The sequence below is a fragment of the Telluria sp. LT2P80 genome (genome assembly GCF_059685955.1).
In genome coordinates this window covers 499203-520465 of the sequence record NZ_JCASIO010000002.1, presented here as the reverse complement: position 1 = coordinate 520465, position 21263 = coordinate 499203, and the positions used below count along the sequence as shown (strand labels likewise).

The following is a 21263-nucleotide window of genomic DNA, read 5'->3' as shown; positions in this document are numbered from 1 at the left end:
GGTCTCCTCGGTTCTTGGTTCAGTGGGAATGCTTCGGCACCGCCGAGCCACGGCAGCCGACGAGGAAATCGAAATCGCAGCCGTCGTCGGCCTGCATCACGTGATCGAGGTACAGGCGTTGGTAGCCGCTGTGCTGCACGGGCTTGTTCTTTTCGGCGCGCTCGGCCAGCCGGCGCACGATCTCGGCATCCGGCAGTTCGACGTTGAGCAGCCCGTTCTGGCAATCGAGCTGGATCATGTCGCCGTCCTGCACGATGCCCAGCGGGCCGCCGTCCATTGCTTCCGGCGCGACGTGCAGCACCACGGTGCCATACGCGGTGCCGCTCATGCGCGCATCCGAGATGCGCACCATGTCGGTGATGCCCCGGGCCAGCAGCTTGGGTGGCAAGCCCATATTGCCCACTTCGGCCATGCCCGGATAGCCTTTCGGGCCGCAGTTCTTCATCAGGAGCACCGAGTTTTCGTCGACGTCCAGATCGGGGTCGAGGATGCGCTGCTTGTAGTGATCGAAGTCTTCGAAGACCACGGCGCGTCCCCGATGCTGCATCAGGTGCGGCGAGGCGGCCGACGGTTTGAGCACGGCCCCGCGCGGCGCGAGATTGCCGCGCAGGATGCAGATGCCGCCGTCCGCGATCAGCGGATTGTCCAGCTGGCGCACGACCTCGTCGTTGTAGATCGGCGCGGCGACGCAGTTTTCCCACAGCGTGTTGCCGTTGACGGTCAGCGCATCCTTGTTGGGAATCAGACCGCCCTCGCCCAGGCGGCGAATCACGGCCGGCAAGCCGCCCGCGTAATAGAACTCTTCCATCAGGAAGCGCCCCGATGGCAGCAGGTCGACCACGGTCGGCGTGCCCTTGCCGATGCGGGTCCAGTCTTCCAGTTCAAGCGGCACGCCCACCCGCCCGGCAATGGCCTTCAGGTGGATCACGGCGTTGGTCGAGCCGCCGATGGCCGCATTCACGCGGATGGCGTTCTCGAAGTTTGCGCGCGTCAGGATCTTCGACAGGCGCAGGTCTTCGTGCACCATCTCGACGATGCGCATGCCCGACATGTGCGCCAGTACGTAGCGGCGCGCATCCACGGCGGGAATCGCGGCGTTGTGCGGCAGCGAGGTGCCCAGCGCTTCGGCCATGCAGGCCATCGTCGACGCCGTGCCCATCGTGTTGCAGGTGCCCGCGCTGCGCGAGTGGCCCGCTTCGGCCGACAGGAATTCGTGCATCGTGATCGTGCCGGCCTTGGCCTGCTCGTGCAACTGCCAGACGGCGGTGCCGGAGCCGATGTCCTTGCCGTTCAGTTTACCGTTGAGCATCGGCCCGCCGGTGACGACGATCGTCGGCAGGTCGACGCTGGCCGCGCCCATCAGCAGCGCCGGCGTGGTCTTGTCGCAGCCGACCAGCAGCACGACCGCATCCATCGGATTGCCGCGAATCGATTCCTCGACGTCCATGCTGGCCAGGTTCCGGGTCAGCATCGCCGTCGGGCGCAGATTGGATTCGCCATTCGAAAACACGGGGAATTCAACGGGGAAGCCGCCCGCTTCCAGGATGCCGCGCTTGACGTGCTCGGCCAGTTTGCGGAAGTGCGCATTGCACGGGGTCAGTTCGGACCAGGTGTTGCAGATGCCGATGATCGGCTTGCCCTGGAATTCGTGGTCGGGTATGCCCTGGTTCTTCATCCAGCTGCGGTACATGAACCCGTTTTTATCCTGCGTGCCAAACCATGCCGCAGAGCGCAGCGGCGTCTTTTTCTTTGCCTCGGACATCGTATCTCCTCGTTATTCTCTGGATGAAGCGTGCATGGTGCCGCTGTCCATATCACTTGATTACCGAGAGGAAGTCTAAAGTCCGGGCAGATAACTTACTAATCAAATTTTAACGAAGATCGATACCGTTTTTCGTATCGCTGATGAGCCGTCAAACGTGCAGGAAACGCGACTCGGGCAGGCCGCGGATCTCCAGCGCCTGCGCAAACAATGCGCCCGACAGCGGCGCGGCCGCACGTTCGGCATTGGTCATGCCAAGGTGGGCGCTGGTGACGAACAGTGTCGTCAGGTCAGGCCCGCCGAAGGCTGGGCAGCTGGGCTGCGGCGCCGCCAGCGGTATTGTCCGTTCGAGCTGGCCGTCGGGCGCAAAGCGCGCCACGATGCCGGCGCCCCAGCGCGTACTCCACAGGAAGCCGGCGGCATCGATCGTCGAACCGTCGGGCTCCCCCGGCACGGCATCGGCCGCGACGAACGTGTGCACGCGCCCCACTTCGGCGCTGCACGGGTTGTAGTCGGCGTACAGGATGGCCTTTTGCGCCGAGTCGGCAAAGTACATGCGGCGCCCGTTGGGACTGAAGCAGATGCTGTTGGCGATGGCGGCGTTGGGCAGTGGCAGGCGTTCGAGCGACAGGTCGAGGTTCAGGCGGTAGAAGCCCCCCAAAGCGTGCTTCGGATGTTCGGCCTGGTTGAACATGCCGAACACGAAACGCCCCTGGCGATCGCAGCGGCCATCGTTGATGCGCGTGGTTGGAATGTCCGGTTCGACATCGCAGATGCGCGTGACCTTGCCGCTCGAGAAAGTGAAGAACGCGAGACCGGACGCCAGCCCCAGCAGCAGGCGGTCGTCGCTGCCGGTCAGCGCGAAGCAGCACAGGCGCTCGGGCATCGGCCAGCTGGCCGTGCGGCCGGTGGCCGGCGTGTATGCCCACAGGGTGGCGGCGGGAATATCGGTCCACAGCAGGCGGCCGGTGCGCTCGCACCACAGCACGCACTCGCCCAGCTCGTGCCGGGTGTCGGTCAGCACCTCCATCACGCGGCCTCGGTGGTAAAGCGAAAGCGCGACTCGGTGGCATACACCTCGCCCGGGCGCAGGATCACACTCGGGAACTGCGGCTGGTTCGGCGAATCGGGGAAATGCTGCGGCTCCAGGCACAAGCCGCTGCGGTGTCCGTAGCTGCGGCCCTTGCCGTGCAGCGAGCCATCGAGGAAGTTCCCGCTGTAGAACTGCACGCCGGGTTCCTGCGTCCACAGTTCCAGCACGCGGCCCGAGACGGGTTCGCTCACCCGCGCCGCCCGTGTCAACCCCGTGCCTTGCGGCCTGTTCAGGACGAGATTGTGGTCGTAGCCGCTGCCGTGGCGCAGCTGCTTGTCGGGCTGCCCGATCCGCTCGCCAATCTGGCGCGGCAGGCGAAAGTCGAACGGCGTGCCGGTAACGGGCGTGAGTTCGCCGGTGGGAATCGATTCGCTGTCGATGGCCACGAAGCTGTCGGCATCGATGGTCAGGTAGTGCCCCAGGATGTCGCCGTCGCCGGCCAGGTTGAAGTAACTGTGCTGCGTCAGGTTGACCGGCGTGGCCTTGTCGGTCACGGCGTGGAAACGCACCACCAGTTCGTTGGCGTCATTGAGCTGGTAGACGACCGTGACATCGAGGTTGCCGGGATAGCCCATCTCGCCGTCGACGCTGCGGTAGGCCAGGCGCAGGCTGGTGCCATCGACCGTCGCCGTCCACAGGACCCGATCGAAGCCGCCGGCGCCGCCGTGCAAATGGTTGTTGCCGTTGTTGACCGGCAGCTGGACCTGCGCGCCATCGAGCGTGAAGCGCCCCCTGGCGATGCGGTTGCCGTAGCGGCCGATCAGTGCGCCGAAGTACGGGCTGTCGGTGCAGTATGGCTTGATCGAATTGAAGCCGAGCACCACGTCGGCGAACCTGCCGTCGCGGTCCGGCGCGTGCAGTTCGGTGATGATGCCGCCGAAATCGATGATCTTTGCCACCATGCCATGGGCATTGGTGAGCGTGAACTGGGTGACGGCGGCGCCGCCTGGCAGGTGGCCGAATGGCGCTTGCGTGATACCGGTTTGCACGGTGATGTGATCCTTAATAGACAGAGGGTCGGCCGAACACCGGCATGCCCTGGTCGTCCCAGCGCAGCGGTTTCACGAAGGTGTGGCGGTCCGGATTCCAGAGCGGATCGCCGACGATCTCGGTGTAGGTGCGCGCGTGGTAGACCAGCATCACGGTGTCGTTGTCTTCGGCCAGCGTGAAGCTGTTGTGGCCCGGCCCATAAACGCCGTGATCGTAGCATGTACGCAAAACGGGCTGCGCCGACTTGGTCCACGAGTGCGGATCGAGCAGATCGGCGTCTTCGTCGGCCCACAGCAACCCCATCGCGTAGTTGTGGTCGGTCGCGCTGGCCGAGTAGCTGATGAAGATCTTGCCGTTGCGGCGCAGGACCGACGGGCCTTCGTTGACCCAGAAGCCGATCGTTTCCCAGTCGTGCTCCGGTTTGCTCAAGAGGATCGAGGCACCCTCGATCTGCCACGGCGTTTTCATCGGGGCGATGTACAGGTTCGAATTGCCCTCGATGGCGGGGTCTTTCTGCGCCCACAGGTAATACAGCGTGCCCTTGTGGGTGAACGTGGTCGCATCGAGGCAGAAGCTGTCGATGCCGGTGTCGACCTGGCCCATGAATTCCCACTCGCCTTCCAGCGGGTTGGGATGGCGGTTGCGGATCGCGTACATGCGGTGCTGGAACAACGCGTCCTTGATCGCGCGGCTGGGCGCGGCGGCAAAGTAGACGTACCAGGCGCCATCATTGAAGTGCAGCTCGGGAGCCCAGACCAGCTCGGAATACGGGCCGGTCTCGGGCTTGTGCCAGGCGTCGACCGTGGGCGCGGTGGCCAGGCCGGCGATGGTCGTCGCGCGGCGCAGTTCGATGCGGTCGTACAGCGGGACCGACGCGGTGAAGTAATAGTAGCCGTCGGTGTGCTTGTAGATGTAAGGATCGGCGCGTTGCTCGATCAGCGGCTGGAGGATGGTTTCTTGCATCTTGTTCTCTGTGTGTGATTGTCAGGTGGTGGCGTAGCCGTGCGCCTGCATGTCCTGCTTGACGGTGGTGTAATAGTCGTCGCTGATCCGGTACTTGAACATCAGCATCCCCATCAAGAAGTGGAAGAAGCCCGGAATCACCGACAGCATCAGCGCGATGCCCTGCAGCGCCAGCGCCGATTGCGACTGGTTCGGCACGTAACGGAAGTAGTCGAGCAGAATGCCGACCATGTAGCCGGCCACGCCCATGCCGATCTTTTGGCATACCGAGATGCCGCCGAACGCGAAGCCCGAGACGCGCTTGCCGGTCTTGACCTGGCCGTAATCGATCGTCTCGGCGATGGCCGACCAGAATACCGGCGCGTGCAGGTCGACCACCAGCGAGAGCAGGAAATACAGGACGAAGGCCAGCACCATGTCGCCGGGCTGCACCAGGAAATACATCATCACGCTGAGCACCGCCACCGCGATCTGCGAATGCCGGAACAGCTTGACCTTGCAATAGAACTTGGTGGTCCAGGTCGAGACCACCATCGCCAGGATCGCCGCCGCCACGCCGGTCGACAGGAACGCCGATACGGCCGCCGTGTCGCCGCCCAGGTAGTACTTGGCATAGTAGATCGCCACCGAGCCGCGGATCACGTAGCCGATGGTGCCGGTCACGCACACGGCGCACAGGATCAGCCACTGGTCGTTCTTGAGCAGCACGCGCACCTGCGCCATCAGCGGCTGCTTCTCGACCTTGTGCACGACCCGCTCGGTGGTGGTGAAAAAGCAGAACACGAACAGCAGTACGCCGATGGCCGCCATCACCGCCATCGCCGCCTGGTAGCCGGCAGCGGGATGCGCGCCGTCCCAGGCGCTGGCCAGGACCGGCACGACGATCGTTACCATGAAGGCCCCCACCTTGGCGAAGAACAGCCGGTAGCCATTGGCCGACAGGCGCTGCTGGGGATCGGCGGTCAGGCCGCTGATCAGCGAGATGTACGGAATGCCCACGCCGGCGGTCATGATGGTCATCAGGATGTAGGTGGAATAGGCCCAGATCAGCTTCGCGTCGTAGTCCCAGCCTGGTGTGGAAAACACGAGGAACACCGACAGGCCGTACGGCACCGCGAGCAGCAGTAGCCACGGGCGGTAGCGCCCCCAGCGCGTCAATACCGAATCGGTCACCTGCCCCATCGCCAGGTCGACCACGGCGCCAACGATCTTGACGACGACAAACAGCACCGCCAGGTCGCGCACGTGCAGGCCATAGATGTCGGTGTAGAAGAAGGTGATGATCAGCATCATCGACGAGATCACCACATTGAGCGCCATGTCGCCGGCGCCGAAGCCGACTTTTTCAAGCGTCGAGAGTTTTTGCGTTTGCACGTTTTCCATCCAATCAAAACAACGACGGGGCGCGGCAGGAAATCCCGCGGCGCCCGGTTGGAACAGGTCAGCCGGCCATCAAGGAAGGCCGGCCGGCACCCCTCAATTGCGCCACCTGAGCGCCAGACCCACGACGCGGTCGTAGCGGCGCACGTCGCGCGGCAGCTCGGGCACGCTGTGGTAGTCGTGGTACGACTGGTCCAGCAGGTTGCTGCCGTCGAGCGTGACCGTCAGCTTGTCGGTCAGCTTGTACGACACCGAGGCGTCGAGCGTCTTGAGCGGATCCACGACGATGTTGTACGGCAGCGCGCGGTAGTTGTACTCGGCAGTGAACTTGTCGCGCCAGCTGTAGGCGATGCGGCCCGACCATTTGCCGTACTCGTACAGCGCGACCAGGTTGGCCGACAGCTTCGACATGCCGGCGAACGTATTGATGGTGCCGTCGGCTTCGGCCAGGCCGCCATCCATCCAGGTCACGTTGGCCTGCATCCCGAGCCCGCCCAGCCAGCCCGGCAGCTTCGTGTAGAACTGCTGGTACGCCAGTTCGGCGCCCTTGAGCTTGCCCTCGACCGCGTTGTACGGGCGGCTGACGTTGTAGGTCATGCCGTCGTAGGTTTCCGGCCGCGCGCTGCGGCGCAGGTAGTTTTCGTAGTCGTGCTGGAACAGCGTGCCGGTGATCGAGCCGGCCGGTGCGAAGTACCACTCCAGCGCCACGTCGACGTTCCGCGCCTCTTGCGGCTTGAGGTTCGGGTTGCCGGCGCTGCCGGTGGCCAGCGTCGTGGTGGTGGACGGGAACAGCGTCAGGCCCGGATTGAAGTCACCGAACGGCGCCCGTTCGATCGCCTTGCTGGCCGACAGGCGGCCGATCAGGTCTTGCCTGAAGTGGGCGCGCATCGACAGGCTCGGCAGCACGTCGTTGGTGGTGCTCGACACGGTGACGGGCGAGACCACGCCGGCCGTGGACGAGAAGCCGCTGATGCGCTGCTTGGTTTTCACGTAGCGCAGGCCAGCGGTGCCGTCGATCGGCAGCGACCATGCATCGAAGCCGAAGTTGGCCTTGATGTAGGCGGCGCTCGACTGTTCGCGGTCCGAGTAGAACGACAGCGGATTGTCCGGTTGCGGATTCGGATTACCCTTGATGACCTGGCGGATGGCGCCCGTGTTGTCGAGCAGGTAGTCCCGGCACGGCGCATAGAACTGGTTCATCCCGTAATTGCCGCCCGTTTTGGGGCTGGTGCAGTTCAGGCCCGGGAAATCGGTGACCTTGATCGCGTTTGGCGTGAACGAATTCGGCGCGGCCGTGTAGCCATTCAGCTCGTGCACGAACGAGGCGTCGCGCTGGACGTGCCGTGCGCCCACGCTGAGTTCCTTGAAGAAGCCGTCGGCCTCCGGCGTCCAGGCCACGTCGCCGCGCCAGTCGGTGGCGGCGCCGCGCGAGCGGTTGTGGTTATCGAACAGTGCGAACATCGTCCAGTTGGCCGGATCGGTCATGTCGGTGCCCGGGTATTCCAGATAGCCGCCGCCGTCGCGCACTTCGGCATTGATCGACTTCGACATGTTCATGACCGTGTCGAGGATCGGATTCTTCTGGCTGTACTTGCTGACCGTGCGCACCACCTCGCCGCTGACGCGCACGCCGGGCGTGGCCTTCCAGATCGCACCGACGGCGCCCTGGTGGGTTTCCGAATCGTCACGCCGCGCCTGGGTCGAGCTCAGCGTGAACGTGTTCACGTTGGGATTGCTGATCGAACCGAGATAGTTCGAGCCCGGCATCGGCGTGACGGTGGAGCCGGGATTGTTGATTGGCAGGTCGCCAACGAAGAAGATGCTTTGCGAGTCGTGGTCGATCTTGGTCGAGAAGCTCTCGGCGTACACTTCGAGGTCGCTCGACGGGCGCCACTGGGCCGACAGGTTACCGGCCAGGCGTTCGCGATCGCCGCCGCTCATCACGCGGCCCATCGACGGTGCGCCGATGATGCCGCGGTCGATCGTGCGTGGTTCGCCCACGAAGGCCGTTTCGTCATGGTAGCGGCCGCGCTGGTACGACAGGCCGCCGAGCAGGCCGATCTCGCCCATGGCCGTTTTCCAGCGGTTCGACAACAGGCCCGAGACGTTCGGATCGATCTTGTCGGCCTTGTCGCGGTGCTCGCCGCGGACATTGAAGGCGGCCTGCGCGCCCTTGAAATCGAATGGCCGGTTGGTGCGCACGTCGATGACGCCCGAGGTGCCGCCTTCGACCATGTCGGCGCCCTGCGATTTGTAGACGTCCACGCGCTGCAGCATGGCGACCGGCACATCGGCCAGGAACAGGCTGCGCCCGGCGGCGGTGAACATCTCGCGACCGTTGTACAGCGTGGTGATGCCGCCCAGCCCACGGATGACGACGTTGCCGGCTTCGCCGTTCTGGCGGATGACCTGCACGCCCGGCACACGGCCCAGGATCTCGGCCACGTTCTTGTCGGGGAATTTGCCGATATCGTCGGCGACAATCGAATCGAGCACCTGCTCGGCGTTGCGCTTGATGGCCTGCGCGCTCTGGGCGGCCTGGCGGGTTCCGGTGACGGTCACGACGGCCGCATCGCGATCGGCGCCGGCGCGCGCCGTGTTGTTTTCGGCATTTGACGGCGCGCTGGCGGCCGGGATGTCCGCCGTGGCGGCGCCGACTTCCTGGGCACCGACCGTCGCCGCGCTCATCAGGCCAGCGCCGGCCAGGGCCGCGACCGTGGCACGCAAGGCAAACCTGCGGCGGACCTGAATGCGGCGGGTTGGGGAAAATGTGGGCGCAATGCTGCCCGGCGAATACCGTGTCATATGTCTCCTTAATCGTTATACGTCGCTGTGCGACTTTATTGTTTCGATGCTGTACGGAATGGTAGAAGATGCACCGAGAACGTTCCAATCAATTTTTCCGCAGTTCCGATACCGATTTACGTATCGACATTGCAAGTGATCGAGGTTGCTGTCGGCGTGACGGGGACAAAGGTTCCGATGCACTATTGCGGTGCAAAAAAAACGGCCACATGGCCGGATTCGAGACTGGATGGGTCGCACTGTCATGCAGACGCGCCCATGGCTCGATGGGCAGCGGAACGCATGCGTGCACCGTTATTGCGCATTGCAGCAGCTGTCAAGGCCAAAAATGTGGCGTCGCTGCAACGCCTCTGGTTGATTTTCAGCAATATTTTAGGCGCTTCGCGGGCGCGATTCGCGACGCTGGAAAGGCTGCCGGAATCCACGGTTCTCCTATGAGAATCTGGCTCTCGGGGGATTTTTTTGATGCCGATTGCGGTCGCCGTTACGTCAATTCCGCTTGGGCGAACCCGGTGACAGATGTCCGTCGGGCATGTCATGATTACTAGGCTATTTCACAAACAAACACTGGAGATTCATCCATGAAGCACAAAATTCTTGCCATCGCCCTCGTGTCGGCACTGCCACTCGTCGCCCAAGCCCAAACCAGCGTCACCATGTACGGTATGGTCGATGCGTCGATCGGCGTTGAAAACAACGATGCGCCTGGCGAGAGCAGCCGCACCGTTGTGTCGTCGGGTACCCAATCGGCAAGCCGCATCGGCTTCCGCGGTACCGAAGACCTGGGCAATGGTCTGAAGGCACTGTTCAACATCGAAGCCGCTGTTGCCGTCGATACCGGCGCAACCGATTCGAACATGTTCCAGCGCCGCGCTGTCGTGGGCCTGCAAGGCGCCTTCGGTACCGTGACCGTCGGTCGTGAATACGGCCCGATCGCTGCTGTTGCCGGCGCATCGGACACCCTGGGCCAGGGCTTCTACGGTTCGAACCTGGCAGCTTTCGGCGCCAACCGTCTGACCCGTCGCCTGTCGAACTCGGTCAACTACCAGAGCAATGCTCTGAGCGGCTTCACCCTGCGCGCAGCCTACGGCGCCGGTGAGCGCAGCATCGATCCATCGGGCGACGTGACCGGCGTCTCGCTGGAATACGCAAACGCTGGCCTGTACCTGGGTGCTGGTTACCAGAACGTCGAGCGCCTGGCGACCGGCGACGACAAAGAGTACAACGCAGGTATCGGCTACAAGTTCGGCGACTTCGAAGTGCGCGCTGGCTACATGGCTGCTGATCCTGAAACCGGCATCCTGCCAAGCGTCAAGTACGAGCAGAAGAACGCCGGCGTGTCGTATGGCTTCGGCGCCAACCGCGTCTTCCTGAACTACCAGCAGCAAGAACTGGCCAGCGGCGCAGAAGGCAAGGCAGTTACCGTTGCCTACACCTACACGCTGTCGAAGCGCACCAACGTGTACGCATCGTACGCAAAACTGCGTAACAACAACAACGGCGTGTTCTCGCTGAGCTCGCCAGCTGGCTCGCTGGCCCTGCCAGCAACGGCTTTCGGCGCGGACCCACAGGTCTACAACGTCGGCGTGCGTCACTCGTTCTAAGCGACGCCTTACCGCATCGGGCGCATGTCGCCTGATGCGCGACGGACATAAAAACGGCAGACCTCACGGTCTGCCGTTTTTTTACGTCTGCGGTTTGTCGGCCGGCGCTGTCAACGTTAAATAGGGGATGCGTTGGGTGCACCGGATAGCGTACCGGCCTCAGAGGGAAGACGTGGCGTACGGCGTCATGGAACAGCGGGGTTACGGCGGCACGGGGTCATGGAGTCATGGGGTCATGCCAGCGCTCTCATCGATCGCTGACAATGACAGCACCTGCCACGTTCAGGCCACGCAACAAAAAAACGGCAAGCCCTGCGGCTTGCCGTTTTTTGCTTGCCCGCCATCCGGGCATGCCGGTCCTGACCGGCTTAGAACGTTTCCCACTCGTCCGCAGCGACAGGCGTCCTGGCCTGCGTGCGCGTCGGGGCCGGCGCCGGGGCCGGCTTGGCATGGGCAATGGCAACCTTTTTCACTGCCGGTGCCGGCGCCGCTGCCGGCTTGGCACGAACGACAGCAACATCGGCTGGCGCCGCATCGGCCATCTGTCCGGCATCGATCCGGAACACCGCCACGGCGGCAGCCAGCATCGCGGCCTGCTCCTGCATCGACGCCGACGCCGCCGCCGCTTCCTCGACCAGCGCCGCATTCTGCTGCGTGCCCTCGTCCATCTGCGCCACGGCCTGGTTGATCTGCTCGATGCCGGCGGTCTGCTCGACGCTGGCGGCGCTGATCTCGGTCATGATGTCGGTCACGCGCCGGACGCTGTCGACGATTTCCTGCATCGTCGAACCTGCCTGCGCCACCAGCTTGCTGCCGTCGGCAACCTTGCTGCTCGAGTCACCGATCAGCGTCTTGATTTCCTTGGCCGCCGCCGCCGAGCGCTGCGCCAGATTGCGCACTTCGCTGGCCACGACCGCAAAGCCGCGGCCCTGCTCGCCGGCACGCGCGGCTTCCACCGCCGCGTTGAGCGCCAGGATATTGGTCTGGAACGCGATGCTGTCGATCACGCCGATGATGTCGCTGATCTTGTTCGACGATGCGTTGATCTGGTCCATCGTGTCGACGACCTGATGGATTACTTCCCCGCCGCGCGCCGCCACGTTCGACGCGGTCTCGGCCAGCTTGTTGGCCTGGCGCGCATTATCGGCGTTCTGCTTGACTGTCGATGTCAGTTCTTCCATCGACGATGCCGTTTCTTCCAGCGCGCCGGCCTGCTGCTCGGTGCGGCCCGACAAGTCCTGGCTGCCCGCCGCCACCTGGCTGGCGGCAACCGCGATGGTGTCGGTGCCAATCCGCACGGCGCCCACGGTGCGCGCCAGACTTTCGTTCATGGTCTTGAGCGCTTGCAGCAGCCGGCCGGTTTCATCCTGCGTGGTGACGTCGATGCGGCTGGTCAGGTCGCCGGCGGCGACGGTATTGGCCACTTCCAGCGCGCGGCGTACCGGCACGGTGATCGAGCGCGTGATCAAGGTGGCCACCAGGGCCGCGAACGCCAGCGCCAGACCGCCCAGCGCCCAGGTCTGCAACATTGTCCTGTCATAGGTTGCTGCGGCGCTTGCTGCAGCCTTGGCGCTCAGATCCTTCTGCAGCGCCAGTTCGGCGGCAGTGGCATCCTTCAGCCTGGCCAGGCGTGGACGCAGTTCGTTGGTCAGGTAGACCTTGGCCGGCTCTTCCTCGCCTGCATTGATCAGGGCGAGCAGTTCGGTGACGCCGGTCAGGTAGCTGGTGCTCGTGCTCTGCATGGTACGCAGGATGGCCAGTTCATCGGGATGCGCCGTCAGCAGCGGCTCGATCTCGGCCAGCGTTGCGGTGATCGTCGCACGGGCCTTGCCGATCGCATCCACCTGCTTCTGGCGATCGGTCGGCTCGGCGTTGAGCATCATATTGCGCAGCGCAATGGCGATGACGTTGATCTGGCCTTCGAGCCGGTTGCTCATCTCGATTGCCGGGATGCGGTGCTCGACGAGATCCCTGGTGCCATTGTTCACGCGCAGCAGCGACGTATTGCTCATCAAGATCATCGCGATGAGCATGACGCCGACGATACCAAAGCCAAGGGACAGGCGCGTGGCGATATTCAGATTACCGAGTTTCATGGGGTGGTTCTTTCTGCGGAGCGGCTCAGGCAGCCAGCGCGAGCGACGGCACGAGGCCGAGTTCTTCGGATTGCATCAGGGCGTCGATATCGAGCAGGATCAGCATGCGTTCGCCGACCGTACCGAGACCACGCAGGTAGCCCGCATCGAGCGAGCCCATGGCAGGTGCCGGCCGGATCTGGTCGGCTTCGAGGGTGACGACCTCGGAGACGCTGTCGACCACCATGCCGATCACGTGCTGCGCAATGTTCAGGATGATCACGACCGTCAGGCTGTCATAGGTCGGATTGGCAAAGCCGAACTTGATGCGCATGTCCACCACCGGCACGATCCGGCCACGCAGATTGATGACACCCTTGAGAAATTCGGGCGCATTGGCCAGGCGAGTCGGCGCCTCGTAGCCGCGAATTTCCTGCACTTTGAGGATACTGATGCCATATTCTTCCTTGCCGAGACGGAAAGAGAGCACTTCGCGATCGTTGACTGCGTGTTCCATGGTATTACCTTCCAATGCCGTGAGATTTCGTTGTGTTTCTTTTCGGCAAGCAGGGTAAGTTCTAACGCGGACGATAACGATGCATGCACGCTAACGAAAAGGCAATGCCAGCGTGATTGCAATGAATACTGGACGATGCGCACGCTTTCTTTGCGCATGTGTTGGTTGTTCGTGCAAAAAAAAACGGCAAGCCGCAGCTTGCCGTTTTCAGTGCCGATGCCGTTTGGCCGGTGAAATTCAGGCCTGGTGCGATGTCAGAACTCTTCCCAATCCCCGGCCGCCACCGGCGTTGCGCCGGCCGCTACCTCTGGTTTGGGTGGTACCTTGGCTGCTGCGATCGCCTTGCGCGGGGCCGGGGTCGGGGTCCGGGTCGGTACCGCTGTCGTTTCAGCGACCGGTGCAGGCGCCGGGACTGCCTGCGTCGGCGCTACCGCTTGCGGCGCTGCCGCCGACACACCTTGCATCTGCTCCCCGTCGATCTGGAACACCGCCACCGCCTGCGCCAGCCGGGCCGCCTGCTCGCGCATCGAGGTCGCCGCCGCTGCCGCTTCTTCGACCAGCGCAGCGTTCTGCTGCGTGCCCTCATCCATCTGCGTCACAGCCTGATTGATCTGCTCGATGCCGGCGGTCTGCTCCAGGCTCGCCGCGCTGATTTCGGTCATGATGTCGGTCACGCTGCGCACGCTGTCGACGATCTCGCGCATGGTCTGGCCGGCCTGCGCCACCAGCTTGCCGCCCTCGGCGACCTTGCCGCTGGAATCCTGGATCAGGCCTTTGATTTCACGGGCCGCCGCCGCCGAGCGCTGCGCCAGATTGCGCACCTCACCCGCCACCACGGCAAAGCCCCTGCCCTGCTCGCCCGCGCGGGCTGCCTCCACCGCCGCGTTCAGGGCCAGGATATTGGTCTGGAATGCGATGCCGTCAATGACGCCGATGATGTCGTTGATCTTGTTCGACGACGCGTTGATGCCGTCCATCGTGCCGACCACCTGCTCGATCACGTCGCCGCCGCGCGAGGCGACGCTCGAGGCCAGGCCCGCCATCACATTGGCCTGGCGCGCATTGTCCGCATTCTGGCGCACGGTCGCCGTCAGCTCTTCCATCGACGACGCCGCTTCTTCCAGCGCCGCGGCCTGCTGCTCGGTGCGGATCGACAGATCATGGTTGCCCGCTGCCACTTCGGCAGCGGCCAACGCAATCGTGTCGGTCCCCACGCGCACGGTGCCGACGGTGCGCGCCAGGTTTTCGTTCATGGTCTTGAGGGCTTGCAGCAACTGGCCGGTTTCGTCATCCGTGGTTACCTCGATGCGGCTGGTCAGGTCGCCGGCGGCAACCGTGTTGGCCACATCCAGCGCGCGCGCCAGGGGCCGCGTGATCGAGCGCGTGATCGCCCACGCCGCCAGCAATGAGAGCAGCAATGCCACGCCGCCCAGGCCCCACATCAGCAGACTGGTATTGCGATAGGTGACGGCGGCGTCGCGCGCGGCTTCGTCCGCGATCGCGACCTGCAGCGCGGTCTGCTCGGACGTCGCCCGCTTCAGGCGCATCAGCAGCGGGCCCAGGTCTTCGCCAAGCAGCGCGCGCGCCTCGTCGACTTCCTCGGCCTCGAGGTGCTTGATCATTGCATCCTGCCCGGCCTTGTACAGCGCGGTTTCCTTTTCCATCTGGGCCAGCAGTTCGAGCGCTTTCGGGTTGTGCAGCGACGCCCGCAGCTTGACCAGGATGGCGTCCATCGCGGCGCGCGCGGCCATGATGTCCTTGACCTGGCGCCGGTGGTCGGAACCGCTCTCGCTGAGGATCATGTTGCGCAGCGAGATGGCGATATCGTTGATCCGGTCCTGCATCTGGGTGGTCAATGCGATGCGCGGCATGCGTTCATTGACGATCTCGGCGGTGCCGGCATTGGTGCGGGCCAGCATCGCATTGCTCAGTACGATCATCACGACCAGCATGATGCAGATCAAGCCAAAGCCCAGTGCCAGTCGCTTGCCGATGCGCAGATTTGCCAGTGTCATGGCACGGCGTTTCTTGGTTGGTTCTGTCATGGTCATCCTTGTGCAGCGCCAGGCGCCGAAAATAGTTACTCTGCGAGAACATTACAAGCGACCTTTCGTCATGTCGATAGATCCATGTCAATACCAGAAAATAAAACTTGGTTTAGGTCGAAAGTATGGTGCGCCCACAACAGGATGACACAGTGGCCATATGAACCACGACACGTTGGCATGCATCGTGCTTGAGATAAACGGACAATCCATTCACCCTCTGTTCAGGGAATTCCATGATCATCCGCAGACTCGATCCACGCACCATCGCCCAATCCATGCCGTCGCTGGGCACGTTGCTGCTCGATGCGGTGGCCGATGGCCATTCACTGGGATTCGTCAATGGTCTTGACCAGGATCAGCTTGACACATACTGGCAAGGCATCGCGGATGAAGTCGGGCTGGGGCAGCGCGTACTATTGGCAGCGGAACGTGCCGGCGTGCTGGTCGGCAGTATCCAGCTTGCATTGTGTACGAAGCCAAATGGCCACAACCGCGCCGAAGTGCAACAGTTGCTCGTACACTGCACCGTACGGCGCAGTGGCATCGGGATGGCGCTGATGCAAGCGCTCGAGATCGAGGCACTGGCCCTGCGCCGCGGTTTGTTGTTTTTGGATGCGGCGGTGGGCTCCGGTGCCGAGCGACTGGTGCAACAAAGCGGCTACGAGCGGGTTGGCGAATTGCCTGAGTACGCGTGTACACCCAATGGCCGCTGGCACGCGACGGCAATTTATTACAAGACCCTGTTCACGCGTAACCGGCGCTGACCGACACAGCCCACTGCCAGCCTCACTAAAGGAAAGCATGTACTTTTGGTTTGTGGCGTAGAATTTGCCGGATTAAACGTTCTGGAAAGCAATGTGACTGGCATATCGTCCACTATGCCCCGCAGACCACTGCGGGCTTATTTGCTCTGGCTGGTTCTGGTAACACTGTTGCCGGGCGTGGTCGGCGCATCGCTCCTGTTCGTCCATCAGTACCAGAAAAACCGCGCCCAGTTCGAGCGCAACACGATGCAGACCGTGCGCGCGCTCGTTCACACGGTCGACAGCAAGCTGCTGCAGGCGCAGGTCATCGCCCAGACCCTGTCGACGCTCGACGCGCTCCAGGACCGCGATTTCCCACTCGTGCACCGGCAGGCGCGCGAGGCGCTGCAACTGGCCGGCGACGGCATGACTGCCGTGCTGCGTGAGCGCAGCGGCCAGCAGATTCTCAATACCGCTGTCGTCTATGGCGAACGCCTTCCGCTCGAACCGTCCGACTCGCTGGAGAAAGTGTTTGCCAGCGGCCGGCCAGGCATCTCGCGCGTTTTCATCGGCAAGGTCGTCGGCGAGCCCACCGTCAGTGTCGACGTGCCGGTAGTGATCGACGGCAGCGTGGCCTACGTGCTGAGCATCGGCGTACGGCCCGGGTATTTCGACGACATGCTCACACCCAGATCCGTGTCGGATGGCGCGCGGGCGTCAGTAGTCGACGCCGGCGGCACCATCTTCGCGCGCAACCTGAGCCCCGAGCGCTTCGTCGGCAACCGCGTCACCGATCCGCTGTTCCGCGCCATGCAGCACCAGCGCGAAGGGATCGTCCAGTCGGTGTCGCAGGAAGGCACCGCCCTGCTCACCTTCTACTCGCGCTCCGAAGCCACCGGCTGGCACGTCGCCATCGGCATGCCGCGCTCGAACCTGAACCAGGTGCTGTTCGAGCCGCTGGCTGCGCTGCTGACCGGCGTGCTGCTGCTGTTTGCAGTCGGCCTGTGGCTGGCCTGGCAGATTGGCGGGCGCCTCGCGCGTTCGGTCCAGGCCCTGACCGCGCCGGCCGTGGCGCTGGGCAAAGGCGAAACACCGCCCCGCTTCACGCAAGTGCACGTCAAGGAAGCGGCCGAAGTGGCCGAGGCGATCAGCGCCGCATCGACGCTGCTGGGCGAACGCGCGCAAGCGCTGGCCATCAAGGAAGCCGAACTGCGCGACGCGCACCGCATGGCGCGCTTCGGCACCTGGCACATGCAACTGCCGGGCGGCGACTTGTTCACGTCCGAATCGGTGCCGCACATCTACGGACGTGAGCTGCCGCCATTCGACGAACAGCGCGGGTCGGTGCTGCCCGAAGAATCGTGGCAGCGCGCCAGTGCGCTGATCCGCGAGCTGCAACGCACCGGCGGCAGCGGCAGGCTGCAACTGCAGGTATTGCACGCCGAAGGCCACCGCATCTGGATCGACCTGCATTGCGAGGCAGTGCAGGACGGCGACGCGCGCGTGTCGGCGCTGCGCGGCACGATCCAGGACGTGACCGACCGCGTCAACGCCGAAGAAGCGCTGCGCCAGGCCGACCAGCGCAAGAACGAATTCCTGGCAATGCTCGCGCACGAGCTGCGCAATCCGCTGGCGCCAATCGCCTCCGGCGCGCAGTTGCTGGGCCATGACACGCTCGACCCGGCGCGCACACGCCAGATCAGCGGCATCATCGCGCGCCAGGCACGGCACATGGCCGGCCTGGTGGACGACCTGCTGGACGTGTCGCGCGTCACGCGCGGCCTGGTGACGCTGTCGAAGGTGCGCCTCGATGTCAACGAGGTGCTGGCCGAAGCGATGGAACAGGTCCAGGAACCGCTGCGCCAGCGAGGCCACACGCTGACCTCATCGCTGCCGGCGACGCCGGCCTGGGTGATGGGCGACCGCAAACGGCTGGTGCAGGTGGTGGGCAATCTGCTGCACAACGCAGTCAAGTTCACGCCCGCCGGCGGCAAGCTGCGCGTGGCGCTCGAACTGGACGCGTCGCGCCTGCGCATCGTGGTGGCAGACAACGGCATCGGTATGCTGCCCGAAGAACTGGATCGTGCATTCGAGATGTTCGTGCAGGGCGAGCGCACGCCGGACCGCACGCAGGGCGGCCTGGGAATCGGGCTCGCGCTCGTGCGCAGCCTGGTGCAGCTGCATGGCGGCAGCGTGCGCGTGGAGAGCCCCGGCCAGGGACTGGGCAGCACCTTCATCGTGACGCTGCCGCGCAGCGAAGCCCGCAGCGCCGGCGGCAGCGCTGCAAACACGCCCGAGGCAGGCGCGCTGCAGCAGCTCAAGGTGCTGGTGGTGGACGACAATATCGACGCGGCGCAGGTGCTGGCGATGTACGTCAGCGCAGCGGGACATGAGGTGGCGGTCGAACATGATCCGTTCGACGCCTTGCGGCGCGCCGCGCAGTTCGTGCCCGACGCCTGCCTGCTCGACATCGGCCTGCCCGGGATGGATGGCCATGAACTGGCGCGCCGCCTGCGCGCAGCACCGGCGACCGCGAATGCCTTGCTGGTGGCGGTTACCGGTTATGGCCAGTCGCAGGATCGCGATGCCAGCAGCCAGGCCGGCTTCGACCATCATCTGGTCAAGCCGGTGGACATGACCGACCTGGATCGCATCCTGACGGCGGCGGCCAGTGGCGCCGCCGCCGCCGTGTGACCCGTGTGAGGGCCGGCGCCGAACCTATTTGCGCTTGACGCTGCCGAAGGCTTCGCCCTTCTTCCAGGTCGGCATGCCCGGCGCGTTCGCGACCGCGTAACCCAGGTTGAGCGTGAATTGCGCTTGCTGCACCATGCCCGACAAATCCCACTCGGGCCGGTATGCATCGCTGACCTGGTGGTAGTGGTCCTTGAAGCCCTTGATGTTGGTGCTCGATTCGTTCTGGTGCTGTTCGAACTCGAAGTGGCCATCGCCCGAGAACACGGCTGAACCGACGTTAAATGCCGGCACGCCCGCCTTGGCGAACGCGAAGTGGTCGGCGCGGAAGTAGGCGCCCGACATGTCCGGCGAGCTTGGCGCGATCTTCAGGCCCATCGACTTGGCCACCTGGGTCGAGGTCTCGAACAGGCTGCTGCGCTCCGCGCCGGCGACACCGATATCGCGGGTGCGGCCGACGAAGTTCAGGCTGTCGAGATTGAGGTCGGCCGCCGTTTGCGCCAGCGGCCAGACCGGGTTGGCGACATACGCCGCCGCGCCCAGCAAGCCCTGCTCTTCAGCGGCGGGCCACAAAAAGATCTGGGTGCGCCTGGCCGGCTTCTTGACCGCTTCGGCTGCCATCACCAGGAGCGCTGCGGTACCCGACGCGTTATCGATCGCGCCGTTGTAGATGCGGTCGGCCTTCGGATCGTCGCCGGCTTTCAGTTCGGCCATGCCCATGTGATCCCAGTGCGACGAGTAGACGACGGCCTGCTCTTTCAGCTTGGCGTCGGTGCCAGGCACGATGCCGATGACGTTGAACTGCTCGACCGGCCGGATCGCCGAGCGCAACTCGACATGCCCCGCGATCTTCAGGTCGACCGGGCGAAAGTCGCGGCGCTCGGCCTGCGCGCGCAGCTTGTCGAGGTCATGGCCGCCGGCGGCGAACAGCTCGCGCGCCGTGTCTTCGTGCAGCCAGCCTTCCATCGGATTGCCCGGGCCCTTGAGGCCAAAGCGCTCGTTGCCGAAGCCATTGGCCGGCACGCTCCACGGATACGAGCTCGATGGCGTCGTGTGGATCAACAGCACCCCGGCGGCGCCGCGGCGCGCGGCTTCCTCAAATTTATAGATCCAGCGGCCGTACCAGGTGTAGGCCTTGCCGGCGAAGCGGTTGGGCTCTTCTGCGGTGGGCTGGGGATCGTCGACCATCATGACGAGGATCTTGCCCTTGGCGTCGAGGCCCTTGTAGTCGTCCCACTTTTCTTCGGGTGCGGCGGCGCCATAGCCGACGAAGACGAGGGGCGCATCGAACGACAGGTTCTCGTTGCCGCTCTTGGTGCCCATGACAATGCCCTTGCCCAGCGCCGGCTTGAAGGTCTTGCCGCCGGCGGTGAAGGTGGCGCTGCCACTCAGAAGTTTGCTGCCCTCGATCTCGACCTTCTGGCGATAGCCACCGCCGGGGATGGGCTTGAGGCCAATCAGCGCAGCCTGGGTTTCCAGATAGCGCACGGCCAGGTCGCCGCCGCGCTGGCCGGTGCCGCGGCCTTCGAGCAGATCGTCAGCGAGGAAGGACAAATGGGCGCGCAGAGCGGTCTCGGACACGGCGGCCGGCTGCTGCGCATGCGCAGCCTGGGAGACGGAGAAAATGCAGGCGCTGACGGCCAGGGCAAGAGGATGAAGTCGCATCGAGGCTTTCGTGACAGGATGATGGAAAAGCCATCTTAACCCGACCTGCATCGAATGCGCCAAGACGCCCGTTTGTGCTTGGCGGCACCAGGAGCCACACCTATACTTCTCAAGAAACAATTCCACGCGAGGACAGGCATGACCGTATCCCGCCGCACGATGCTGGGGACGCTGGCAGCCCTGCCGCTGACCCAAGCCTGCGCCACCGCCCCCGTCACCACCACCACGATGAAAGAGACACCCCGCATGTACGGTCTGATCGGAAAAATGCTCGCCACGCCGGGCCAGCGCGACGCCCTCATCGCCATCCTGCTCGAAGGCACCACCGCCATGCCCGGCTGCCTGGCCTACATCATCGCCAAAGACAAACAGGACGCCGACGCCATCTGGATCACCGAAACCTGGGACTCGCAAGACAACCACAAGGCCTCACTGACCCTCCCGTCAGTCCAAGCCGCCATCAAACAAGCCCGCCCCCTGATCGCCGGCTTCGGCGAACGCTTCGAAACCGAACCCATCGGCGGCCAAGGCCTCCCTAAAAAATAGGGTCAGAGTAGATTTATTGGGCAATTACCCAAAGTTGTCAAACAATTCGACTCTGACCCTAATTTATTCTTGCAGTAACTCTTGCAAATTAATTAGGGTCAGAGTCGAATTATTGAGCAATTGATCGCCATTTTTCGATAATTTGATTCCTGGCTTCATTAAGTCGAATTAACGTTGCATTTAAATTATGCGCGGATCTTTCTTTTTCCAAAGAATTCCATAGAGCAAAAAAATTGCGCATCAAAAGCCAGAATCAATGATGGTCAGAGTAGATTTATTGGGCAATTACCGAATGTTGTCAAACAATTCGACTCTGACCCTAATTTATATTTTGGGAAAGCGTTGCAAATTAATTAGGGTCAGAGTCGAATTAACTGGCAA

The 21263-nt window shown here is 63.7% G+C and carries 15 protein-coding genes; 5 read left to right on the top strand and 10 right to left on the bottom strand.

The genetic code is table 11. The annotated features are described in order from the left end of the window. Positions 1–19: 19 nt before the first annotated feature. The 6 genes from AC56LW_RS08575 to AC56LW_RS08550 form a co-directional block, all read right to left on the bottom strand. Positions 20–1762, bottom strand: a complete 1743-nt coding sequence (locus tag AC56LW_RS08575; protein ID WP_332530356.1) for an IlvD/Edd family dehydratase — start codon at positions 1760–1762, stop codon at positions 20–22. A gap of 151 nt (positions 1763–1913) precedes the next feature. Further along, positions 1914–2795: an SMP-30/gluconolactonase/LRE family protein gene (locus AC56LW_RS08570; protein WP_499633480.1), complete on the bottom strand. Its 882-nt coding sequence runs from the start codon at positions 2793–2795 to the stop codon at positions 1914–1916. Continuing rightward, the gene (locus AC56LW_RS08565) at positions 2792–3844 is read right to left on the bottom strand and encodes an aldose epimerase family protein (protein WP_499633478.1); all 1053 of its coding nucleotides are present in this window, start codon (positions 3842–3844) and stop codon (positions 2792–2794) included. Before AC56LW_RS08565 ends, AC56LW_RS08570 begins: the two co-directional genes overlap by 4 nt. Positions 3845–3857: 13 nt before the next feature. Continuing rightward, positions 3858–4808 (bottom strand): glycoside hydrolase family 43 protein, encoded by a 951-nt coding sequence (locus AC56LW_RS08560; protein ID WP_499633476.1) that lies wholly within the window; start codon positions 4806–4808, stop codon positions 3858–3860. Positions 4809–4829: 21 nt separating this feature from the next. Continuing rightward, the gene (locus AC56LW_RS08555) at positions 4830–6191 is read right to left on the bottom strand and encodes an MFS transporter (RefSeq protein ID WP_499633474.1); all 1362 of its coding nucleotides are present in this window, start codon (positions 6189–6191) and stop codon (positions 4830–4832) included. Positions 6192–6284: 93 nt separating this feature from the next. Further along, the gene (locus AC56LW_RS08550; protein ID WP_499633472.1) at positions 6285–8993 is read right to left on the bottom strand and encodes a TonB-dependent receptor; all 2709 of its coding nucleotides are present in this window, start codon (positions 8991–8993) and stop codon (positions 6285–6287) included. A 135-nt stretch (positions 8994–9128) separates the two neighbouring features. Between AC56LW_RS08550 and AC56LW_RS08545 the strand changes: the two genes are divergently transcribed. Both AC56LW_RS08545 and AC56LW_RS08540 read left to right on the top strand, forming a co-directional pair. Continuing rightward, positions 9129–9431, top strand: coding sequence for a hypothetical protein (locus tag AC56LW_RS08545; RefSeq protein WP_499633470.1), 303 nt, complete (start codon positions 9129–9131; stop codon positions 9429–9431). 143 nt (positions 9432–9574) lie between these two features. Beyond that, positions 9575–10597 carry a porin gene (locus AC56LW_RS08540; RefSeq protein ID WP_499633468.1) on the top strand — a complete coding sequence of 341 codons (1023 nt, stop codon included), beginning with the start codon at positions 9575–9577 and terminating at the stop codon, positions 10595–10597. A 368-nt stretch (positions 10598–10965) separates the two neighbouring features. Here the strand turns inward: AC56LW_RS08540 and AC56LW_RS08535 are convergent, their stop codons facing one another. The 3 genes from AC56LW_RS08535 to AC56LW_RS08525 all read right to left on the bottom strand — a co-directional run bounded on the left by AC56LW_RS08535 (position 10966) and on the right by AC56LW_RS08525 (position 15204). Continuing rightward, the gene (locus AC56LW_RS08535; protein WP_499633466.1) at positions 10966–12693 is read right to left on the bottom strand and encodes a methyl-accepting chemotaxis protein; all 1728 of its coding nucleotides are present in this window, start codon (positions 12691–12693) and stop codon (positions 10966–10968) included. A 25-nt stretch (positions 12694–12718) separates the two neighbouring features. Continuing rightward, positions 12719–13189, bottom strand: a complete 471-nt coding sequence (locus AC56LW_RS08530) for a chemotaxis protein CheW (RefSeq protein ID WP_499633464.1) — start codon at positions 13187–13189, stop codon at positions 12719–12721. Between the two features lie 254 nt (positions 13190–13443). Then, positions 13444–15204 (bottom strand): methyl-accepting chemotaxis protein, encoded by a 1761-nt coding sequence (locus AC56LW_RS08525; RefSeq protein WP_499633687.1) that lies wholly within the window; start codon positions 15202–15204, stop codon positions 13444–13446. A gap of 266 nt (positions 15205–15470) precedes the next feature. On the opposite strand from AC56LW_RS08525, the gene AC56LW_RS08520 reads away from it, so the two are divergent. Together AC56LW_RS08520 and AC56LW_RS08515 are read left to right on the top strand one after the other, a co-directional pair. Next, positions 15471–16001 (top strand): GNAT family N-acetyltransferase, encoded by a 531-nt coding sequence (locus AC56LW_RS08520; protein ID WP_499633462.1) that lies wholly within the window; start codon positions 15471–15473, stop codon positions 15999–16001. A gap of 141 nt (positions 16002–16142) precedes the next feature. After that, complete coding sequence (locus tag AC56LW_RS08515) at positions 16143–18674, top strand: hybrid sensor histidine kinase/response regulator (RefSeq protein WP_499633460.1); 2532 nt, start codon at positions 16143–16145, stop codon at positions 18672–18674. Between the two features lie 24 nt (positions 18675–18698). Here AC56LW_RS08515 and AC56LW_RS08510 read toward each other — a convergent pair whose 3' ends face one another. Next, positions 18699–20336, bottom strand: coding sequence for a M28 family peptidase (locus AC56LW_RS08510; RefSeq protein WP_499633458.1), 1638 nt, complete (start codon positions 20334–20336; stop codon positions 18699–18701). A 138-nt stretch (positions 20337–20474) separates the two neighbouring features. Here AC56LW_RS08510 and AC56LW_RS08505 point away from each other — a divergent pair, with 138 nt between their 5' ends. Then, on the top strand, positions 20475–20882 hold the full coding sequence (locus AC56LW_RS08505; RefSeq protein WP_332530342.1) for a putative quinol monooxygenase: 408 nt from the start codon (positions 20475–20477) through the stop codon (positions 20880–20882). The last annotated feature ends 381 nt before the right edge of the window (positions 20883–21263 follow it).

Excerpts from the sequence above, each read along its gene's own strand:
- AC56LW_RS08575 (WP_332530356.1), bottom strand. The coding sequence starts at position 1,762 with ATGTCCGAGGCAAAGAAAAAGACGCCGCTGCGCTCTGCGGCATGGTTT.
- AC56LW_RS08560 (WP_499633476.1), bottom strand. The coding sequence starts at position 4,808 with ATGCAAGAAACCATCCTCCAGCCGCTGATCGAGCAACGCGCCGATCCT.
- AC56LW_RS08555 (WP_499633474.1), bottom strand. The coding sequence starts at position 6,191 with ATGGAAAACGTGCAAACGCAAAAACTCTCGACGCTTGAAAAAGTCGGC.
- AC56LW_RS08550 (WP_499633472.1), bottom strand. The coding sequence starts at position 8,993 with ATGACACGGTATTCGCCGGGCAGCATTGCGCCCACATTTTCCCCAACC.
- AC56LW_RS08540 (WP_499633468.1), top strand. The coding sequence starts at position 9,575 with ATGAAGCACAAAATTCTTGCCATCGCCCTCGTGTCGGCACTGCCACTC.
- AC56LW_RS08535 (WP_499633466.1), bottom strand. The coding sequence starts at position 12,693 with ATGAAACTCGGTAATCTGAATATCGCCACGCGCCTGTCCCTTGGCTTT.
- AC56LW_RS08530 (WP_499633464.1), bottom strand. The coding sequence starts at position 13,189 with ATGGAACACGCAGTCAACGATCGCGAAGTGCTCTCTTTCCGTCTCGGC.
- AC56LW_RS08525 (WP_499633687.1), bottom strand. The coding sequence starts at position 15,204 with ATGACACTGGCAAATCTGCGCATCGGCAAGCGACTGGCACTGGGCTTT.
- AC56LW_RS08520 (WP_499633462.1), top strand. The coding sequence starts at position 15,471 with ATGATCATCCGCAGACTCGATCCACGCACCATCGCCCAATCCATGCCG.
- AC56LW_RS08510 (WP_499633458.1), bottom strand. The coding sequence starts at position 20,336 with ATGCGACTTCATCCTCTTGCCCTGGCCGTCAGCGCCTGCATTTTCTCC.
- AC56LW_RS08505 (WP_332530342.1), top strand. The coding sequence starts at position 20,475 with ATGACCGTATCCCGCCGCACGATGCTGGGGACGCTGGCAGCCCTGCCG.